General features: G+C 69.7%; 4 protein-coding genes. 2 read left to right on the forward strand and 2 right to left on the reverse strand.

What is annotated here, in order from left to right; all coding sequences use genetic code 11:
• The coding region (locus tag AC5LUJ_RS11395) for a class II glutamine amidotransferase domain-containing protein (protein ID WP_493464912.1) at positions 1-649 on the reverse strand (649 nt) is incomplete at its 3' end.
• Between the two features lie 501 nt (positions 650-1,150).
• On the opposite strand from AC5LUJ_RS11395, the gene AC5LUJ_RS11400 reads away from it, so the two are divergent.
• Positions 1,151-2,164: a polysaccharide lyase gene (locus AC5LUJ_RS11400; protein WP_250289891.1), complete on the forward strand. Its 1,014-nt coding sequence runs from the start codon at positions 1,151-1,153 to the stop codon at positions 2,162-2,164.
• Between the two features lie 151 nt (positions 2,165-2,315).
• Here AC5LUJ_RS11400 and AC5LUJ_RS11405 read toward each other — a convergent pair whose 3' ends face one another.
• Positions 2,316-2,417 carry a hypothetical protein gene (locus AC5LUJ_RS11405; protein WP_445548228.1) on the reverse strand — a complete coding sequence of 34 codons (102 nt, stop codon included), beginning with the start codon at positions 2,415-2,417 and terminating at the stop codon, positions 2,316-2,318.
• On the opposite strand from AC5LUJ_RS11405, the gene AC5LUJ_RS11410 reads away from it, so the two are divergent.
• Positions 2,404-2,544: a hypothetical protein gene (locus AC5LUJ_RS11410; protein ID WP_493464913.1), complete on the forward strand. Its 141-nt coding sequence runs from the start codon at positions 2,404-2,406 to the stop codon at positions 2,542-2,544. The genes AC5LUJ_RS11405 and AC5LUJ_RS11410 overlap by 14 nt on opposite strands.
• Positions 2,545-5,946 lie beyond the last annotated feature (3,402 nt).

Consider the following 5,946-nt stretch of genomic DNA (forward strand, 5'->3'; position numbering starts at 1 on the left):
TCACCGGCAGCACCGGCATCCCCGCGGCACGGAGCTGCGCCGGTTCCGTCCCGAACGCGAAAACGCGCCCGTCCGACCAGGTGAGCAGTTCCTGCCCCGGATCGCCGGCACGGGCGCAGACAAGCCGCCGACGGTCCGGCTCCCAGATCAGCGCGACCCAGTCCCCGCCCAGCGGCCCGAGACAGCGTTCCCCGTCCCTGCGGTAGGCGGCCGCGAGCAGGCAGGCGTCGGTACAGCCCGCACCGGCAAGAGCGGCGGGCCGACCATCCCGTACGCCGGCCGGCGGCTGCGCCGGCAGACCATCCCGTACGCCGGCCGGCGGCCGCGCGGGCAGGCCTGGCGGCACAGCAACCGACGGTTGGGCATGGAGGCCGGCTGGCGCACTGCCGCGCGGCGCTACCGGGCCGTTCCCGCCCCGGCGCCGTCGTCCGGGGCGGCCGTCGAGGACGACGACCAGCCCCTCCGCGTCCACCGCGATCGGCGGTGTCGGGTCACCGGCGGGCCCCGAGGCCGTCACCACGCCGAACGGCCCGTCGAGGTGCACACCCCGTGCCGGCGGCAGGCCCAGCGACGACGAGGCGAGCATCGCCGTGAGGACCGAACGCCGCACCGGGGCACCGTCCAGGCGCAGCAGCCCGCAAACCGTCATACCCGCTCTCCCGCGATCAGCGGTCCCCGGGCGTCCGCCCGTCCCCCGCCCACTCCCGCCTGTCCCCGCCCGTCCCTGTCCGTCCCCGTCCATGGCTGTCGTCCCTGCCCACGACCGTCATCGACCGGTCGGCAGCGGGTGCGCCACCCGGGCCCCGGCCGCACTGCGTTCAACGCGGAAAGTAGCAGCACACCGTCGCCATGTCGCCGTCGTTCGCCCCGGCCGCCGTTCGCGCCGGGACCGCCACCTGGCAAGCGAAACGATACGGACAATTACCAGCCGGGACGGCGCCGGATTTCCGCCGGAAAACGCGGGCGACGACACTCGCCCGATCCCGGATAAAGATCGGGGCCCGGCACCTAATAGGCCTGCCCCAAAAGGACCACAACGGCCGACGGCCACGGTGACCCACCGATATGCCTCCGAGCGGACAGTGTATCGTAACCCGGAGAATTCTTGAGATCACCCCCAGCCCAGCGGCGCACGAGCGGGAGTCGGTGGATGAACGACGGAAACGGATTGTACCTGCCCGGAGTACCCGGCCCGCGGCCCTCCCGGCCCACCGATGACGGGATCGTTCTCCCGGGCCGGCCGGCCCGGACCCGGCGGGCCGTGCTCGGGTCGGCGCTCGGCCTGCTGGGCATGGCGGCGGCAGGCTGTTCCCGGCCCTCCGACACCTTCGACCCGGCCAGCGAGGTCCTTCCGCCGGATGCCGGCGCTGCCACGCCTCCTCCCGCGCCAGGGCCGCCGCCGACCCTGGCGAACGGGGCCGCGGACTTCTTCGGCAAGGGCCTCATCCCACAGCAGCGGGCAACGTTCGGCCTGGACCGCACGCAGATCCTGCCCTCGGACAACCCGCGCTTCCCCCGGCTGGCCCGGGTGGCGCTGCCGGCCGGCCCGGTCAACGACGACGTCGACCGGCAGGTCTACAACGACGGGAACACCTACGGTGGCAGCCAGCTCTTCCTGGCCATGGAGGGCCGGCCGGCCTACGAGATGTACCTGCGTTACTACGTGAGATTCCCGCACGACTTCGACTTCAACAAGGGCGGGAAACTCCCCGGATTCTACGGGGTCATCTACAAGAAGGAGAACGAGGAGCGCTCCGACACCGACCGGAACGGTTTCGCCAGCCGGTTCGGCTGGCGAAAGGGGGGCGAGGGCATCGTCTATTCCAACACCGCGCGTCCGGACCATCCGGTCAATATTTCCGGCAAGAAGACGTGGACCTGGGAGCTCGACAGGTGGATCTGCGTCGAGCAGGGGGTCCGGCTGAACTTCGAGGACTTCTCCCAGGGGCTGCTGGTCGTCTGGATCAACAACAAGGAAGCCTTCAAGGAGCACGGGTACGACCCCCGTATCTCCGACAAGCTGCGCATCGGCGGGCTCATGTTCTCCGTCGTGTACGGCGGCGGTGACCGCTCGTTCGCCCCCAGGACGGACACCAGCATCGACCTCGCCGGCTTCGCTATCGGCGCCCAACGGGTCGGCCCTCTTCCCGACCCCCCGGACTGAGGGCTCGGGCCGCGCTCCCGGTCCCGGACACCCCCGGCCCGGCGGCCGACGGCCCCCGGAGCGGACGGGCAGCGCCCGGGGGCCCGGCCGGTTCTTCCGTCCCGTACCGCCCCACCCCGACGAGCGGCTGTCCTGCGCGGGGAGAAGGTGCCTACCTCCGGCCGCCGCGGCCGGAACGGGTGGCCAGGCCCGGCTGGCAGTCCGCCAGGTGGGCGTCGAAACCCTGCACGTTCTGCCAGGTGGCGTGGCAGATCCGGCAGTGCGTGGTCTCCTGGTCGCTCCACTGGGCGCTGCAGCCACCGCAGGTCGCCGTCACAGGCGTGTCGCGCCTGCTGATCGGCTGGCCGGCGTTACGGACCGGCAACGGCAACATCGGCTGAGCACGTCGCGACGTGCGGCCTGACGGACTCTGGCGTCGGATCGGCACCCGGTCATCCTGTCCCAGAATAGGCCAACCACGGCGCAACCTCTTCCTATGAGCGTGGCAACGAGACTCAACACGTTCCGCCGGACCCCCGCGCGCGGCCGGCAGCCCCGGCAAAAGCCGGACAAGTCACATATAGTCGACGTATGATCACCTAAAGCTCAAAAAGTATGAAAGGGACGCCGGTGCTGCCGGTGGTGAGGGGAGACGGCGACGAGGGGGGCTCCGGTGGCCTCCGGGCCCGGCCCCGTCGGTGTTCTCTCGCCACCGGTGGGACGACGTCACGGGTACGCGTCCGCGGCGAACTTCACCGCGAGCCCGATGGCCGCGGCACCGATCAGCGGCCGCGGCGCCCGTGCCCGGGCGGTCAGCCCGTCCGGCCCGTCAACACGAAGTGGGTGCCTCCGGACGCCTCGCCGCATACCCACGGGGTGTGCGCCCCAAAGCAAAAAGATCTTCCATGCGGGCAGGCTGTGACCCGGCCCGCATGGCCGTACCACCCCGGTCGCGACCTCATGATCAACACGAGGGACGCAGCGTGATCCCGTCGATCCTCCGCCGTCCGGGTCAGCCGCCCGGACGGCGGAGGATCAGCCCAGCGACACGTTGAGACAGAGCCGCAGGAGCCCGAGCAGGCTCGGGCACGAGTTCTGCCGCGGAGCGGCCTGCTGCTGCGTCGGCGTGGGAGCGGGCTTCGGGGTGGACGCCGCGGCAGGGGCGTTCGCCGCCGGCGCGGGCGCGGCGGGCGCGGGGGAAGCGGGCTTGCCCGCGAGAGGCGCGGCGGGAGCGGGGCGGGCCCGCCCTGGGCCGGTGCGGCGGCGGGCTCGGCCGCCGTCAGACTCGGCGCGATGACGCCACCACCGGCCTCCGGGGGCTGCCCCGGCGTCAGCACGCTGACCGCGACCGTGGAACCACCCGGGACACCTGTCGGGCCTACCGCGTACGGGGAGGCCTGACCCGGATACGGCGACGCCCACAGCTGGTCGTCGACGTGGGCAGACCCCCTGCCCGCGTCCGGGCGGACGGCGGCGCCGGACGGCGCGGAGCCCGCCACGACCGGCCCCGCTACGACCGGTGATGTGTCAGTCGTGTCCGACAAGGAAATGAACCCCATCCCGCCGACCACGAAGGCGGCGGCCCCCGAAATAACCACGAGTCGCATTATCGGCGCGACCGGGGAATCGCGTCGGCGATGGTGAGAGCTGGAGCGTAACATCGTGGGGTAGCGGCGAGCGCATCCTTACTCGATAGGATGGACAGAGTGAGCACGGACAGAGCGAGCATGGACAGAGTGCCAAGGATGTCGACCGTACCACTTAGGCCGACAACCTGATAGAGCTTTGACACCGCACCGCCGGCTCGACAATCGGCGATCAAGGCGGTCGGCCGAAAATGTCGATCTCCGGATCCGCCGCCGACGCAGGCGTCCATCACGATCATTTCTTCGGGTGAGATCGCTTCCTCGGCCGAACAGCCCTCCTGACCGGCTGGCGAAGAGCATCCAAGGCATCCGGTGACAAGGACGCGCAGGCAGGAAACGACTCCTTCCAGTGAGGGATCGGCGGGTGGGCCCGGGCCTCGTGGCCCCGCCCCGCACGCCCCGTCCGCCCGCGCCCACCCGCACCTGCCCGGGCCGTCATCCACCTGCTTTTGCCTGCTCCTACCTGCTCCTACCTGCGCGATCGCCGCACAGCAGCCCAACTTCCCGGCCTGCGCCGGGCGGGGCTCAGCCTGGCCCGCCGGCCGACATCCGACGTCTGCCGCGGGTCTCGACGCCGCCGCCCGCGGCAGGCCCGCCCGCCGCCACTTCATGATCCAGGCGACCGGCGGCCACGCACCGGACAGACGCCTCGCTCCCGCCGGCGCGGCAGGGCCGCCGACCCCGACCCGCGACAGGCCGGCGCCTATACCGCCCTTCCCGCGGAGCGGCAAGTTCCCGAAAGGGATATCTCCAACGGCTCGGGCCGGCCGGGGCCGGGAACAGCGCAGTTGATGGGACTGCGGACAGCCGGCAAATTTTTGTATACGGGCGCGGCCGCCGGCGGCGGCTGCCGGGCCAGGACGACGGCTCCGTTTCTCTGAAGCTGTCGGCACCGCCAGAAAATCCGACGGCGAGTTCCGCCACGGTTTCGCGGAAGAAAGCCCCGGGAACACGTGAAATCGATGGTTTCGACCGGGGTGGCCACAGAAAATCATCGGCCGCCGTCCGATGATCCGCCAGGCGGAGGCCCATGGCCGGTTTCGCGCCGTCACGGGAGGCGCCACGCCACCGGGCGGAGACACCCCATCCAGCAACATCAAGATCGGCAGCGCGGACGCCGACGCTCTCGCCGCCGGCGGGCGCACTACGCCCGCCATGCCCACCATCTGCTGTTTCCGCGCCATCCGGGCACCGGCGGACACACGTCCGATGATCGTTCAGGCGGATCGGCGCCCGCCTGGATCCCGTGCCCACAGCGGCATCCAGGCTATTCCCGCGGAAAATGAGCCAGGCTTACACCAATGACACCGAACCCCGGCAGTATGTGATCTCCACAACATCCGTCGAACACTCGTAAAGATCATATCAATGAACTATGGTGACATCTACCACAGCATCGACGACTACAACCCAGCGAAGCTGGCACGGAACTACACAGCGTCCAGAGGACGCCACTTCACGCCCTCCGCCACGCTTCACTTCTCCGTGTTTCTGATCACAGACTAATTTTATGAATCATAAAATTTGGGGACCCACCCTCCCGGCCGCCCCCGGCTATCCCCGGCTGCCCCCTGTAGGGATCCCGACAGGCATCCATGGGCAGGACGGCAGCCCCGGCCACGCCACCCGGTAGATCGCCTCGACGACGTCCTCGCCACGACCCACCGGCCAGACGATGCCGCAACCCACCGGCCGTATGACGCCGTACACGCAGCGACTCGCCGGTGCGACGATCCCGATCTTTCAACGCAAAGCTCGTGATCTTTTCAACCCGCCGAAAACACCCGGCCAGGACAGCCGGTGCGCGCCATCATCACTTATCGCACTATAAAAATCATCACTCACACTTCAAAATCACAATAGAAAAACAACTACCGCATGCTGTCGCGGACGTCAAAACGGCCGACAGCCCACGCGCGACCAGCGCAGACAGTGGAGAATGCCCTACAAGGGGGCAGGCAACGTCGCCTGTCACCCGCCGTCACCACCCACGAGGCAGAACGCATCCCTTCCCGGATGCCCCCGGATCACTCCCGCTCCAGGGCCTGGCCCGATAGCGCCTTCCCACAGATAGCGGTTGACGCCCGCTTGCCACCGGGCACAACCAGCCACGCACAACGCCAGAAAAGATCACCAAAGAGAGATCGAAAGCTCCCT

This window comes from Protofrankia sp. CiP1_Cm_nod3, assembly GCF_982290655.1.